The 1,812-nt window shown below is 50.5% G+C and carries 3 protein-coding genes and 1 pseudogene; all 4 read right to left on the bottom strand.

Translation table 11 applies throughout. From position 1 onward, the window contains the following. Positions 1-445, bottom strand: a pseudogene (locus tag Q0231_RS11675) (MFS transporter); the annotation flags it as partial. Positions 446-459: 14 nt separating this feature from the next. Continuing rightward, positions 460-942, bottom strand: a complete 483-nt coding sequence (nusB, locus tag Q0231_RS11670) for a transcription antitermination factor NusB (RefSeq protein ID WP_269391984.1) — start codon at positions 940-942, stop codon at positions 460-462. A gap of 2 nt (positions 943-944) precedes the next feature. Beyond that, positions 945-1,397, bottom strand: coding sequence for a 6,7-dimethyl-8-ribityllumazine synthase (ribH, locus tag Q0231_RS11665; RefSeq protein WP_269391985.1), 453 nt, complete (start codon positions 1,395-1,397; stop codon positions 945-947). A gap of 31 nt (positions 1,398-1,428) precedes the next feature. After that, a partial coding sequence (locus Q0231_RS11660; protein ID WP_367274490.1) for a riboflavin synthase occupies positions 1,429-1,812 on the bottom strand: 384 nt, incomplete at its 5' end.

Here is a 1,812-nt window from a genome sequence, read left to right as displayed (position 1 = left end):
CGCCAAGCAAAACCAATGAAATTGCCCTAGCCTTCATGTCGTCAGGCACACTGTCGGCAATTGCAAAGCGATACTGTTGGGTAAAGGCTCCACCCATGCCCACAATAGAAAGAGCAAGCGCAAAGAGGATGAATGAGGAAAAGGCAACAGCAGCTGCGGCACACAGTCCAGCAACAAAGCCCAAAGCAGCGCCAATCATAAAGCCATTGCGGCGCCCAATGGCGTAAATGATCTTGGTGGCAGGTCCCGCCATAAGCGCCAGACCAATAATCATGGCCGTGGTTGGAATTGTCGCCATGCTTTTGTCAGGCGCAAGATTGGCAGCAGTTAGCGCCCCAACGGCCATAATAATAGCTTGGCTAGAACCGCCGGTTGCCTGAGTTACAGCCAACAAACCAATGTTCCGCCCCGCATATTTTGCTTTATCAAATTGGGGTTCGGTCATTGATTTGTCTCCATTTATTTCACTTCGTCAGGCCGGAATGTTGTGGCGATATTGTTGAGCACACCATTGACCATTGCGGGCTGGTCTTTTTCAAAGAATGCTCGTGCAACATCAACATACTCATTGATGACAACGCGGGCTGGAATGTCTTTTTTGTAGAGCATTTCAAATGCTGCAGAACGCAGTATCGCCCGAAGTGTACTGTCGATTCTAGTGACAGGCCAACCGTCCACGAGCGAATTGTCTATAATTGGATCAATTTTGACCTGATATGTCCGCACGCCTTCAAGCAACTGCTTGAAATAGTCGGCGTCAGCGGGAAGATATTCTTCCCCCTCTACTTCTTTGCCTAGGTGGAACATTTTGAACTGTTCAACCGTAGCGTCAAAAGAAGCGCGCCCGACATCCATTTGATAAAGCGCTTGAACTGAAGCCAAACGAGCTGCGCCGCGTTGATTGGCTTTGCCCGGATCGCGTTGTGGTTTGTCATCACTCATCGTTATAGCCCGAGCTTGGTTCTTGTTTGGATCATGGCAAGCGCTGCCTCAGCTGCGCCGCCGCCTTTGTTCTTTTCTGAGCGGTTGGCGCGCGCCCAAGCTTGCTCTTGGTTTTCAACGGTCTGAATACCATTGCCAAGCGCCAAGCCTTCAGATGTTACCATATTCATGATCGCGCGGGCGCTTTCATTGGCAACAATGTCATAATGGGTTGTTTCGCCCCGAATAACAGCACCAAGAACAACATAGCCATCGTATATGTCGGCATCGGCCACTTCAGCGGCAATAAGCGCCATTGAAAGGGCAGCGGGAATTTCCAATACGCCGGGGACAGCGACGCGTGTAATTTCAGCGCCTGCTTTTTCCAGCACTTCAATCGCACCTGCTGCAAGTTCATCGGCCAATTCATCATAAAAACGTGCTTCAATGAGCAAAATCTTTGGCTTGTCGGTCATCTTCGTCCTCAAATCGCAGGTTGTGCGGGGGTTATTGCATTTCAATCAAGCGCGCTGCATATCGCGCCATCTGATCAATTTCAATGTTTATCTCATCACCCGCTTGCGCAAGGTGCCAATTTGTCACTTCAAGCGTGTGCGGAATCAGCAGAACCGAAAAGCGATTGCCCTCTACCCAGTTCACAGTCAGCGAAGTGCCGTTTAGCGCCACCGAACCTTTGGTTGCGATGAACCGAGCAAGGTCAGTTGGCACTTCAAACGTCAGTTTGCACTGATCGCTAAAGTCCTCTCGCGACACAATTTTTGCAATTCCATCAACGTGCCCTGACACAAGGTGTCCGCCCAACTCATCCTGCAATCGCAGCGAGCGATCACGGTTTACTTTGTCGCCAACTGCCCAGTCTTTCGCCGTGGT

This window comes from uncultured Maritalea sp., assembly GCF_937139385.1.
GTDB classification, from domain to species: Bacteria; Pseudomonadota; Alphaproteobacteria; order Rhizobiales; family Devosiaceae; genus Maritalea; species Maritalea porphyrae_A.
This window is presented reverse-complemented; position numbering and strand designations above follow the sequence as displayed.

Excerpts from the sequence above, each read along its gene's own strand:
- nusB (WP_269391984.1), bottom strand. The coding sequence starts at position 942 with ATGAGTGATGACAAACCACAACGCGATCCGGGCAAAGCCAATCAACGC.
- ribH (WP_269391985.1), bottom strand. The coding sequence starts at position 1,397 with ATGACCGACAAGCCAAAGATTTTGCTCATTGAAGCACGTTTTTATGAT.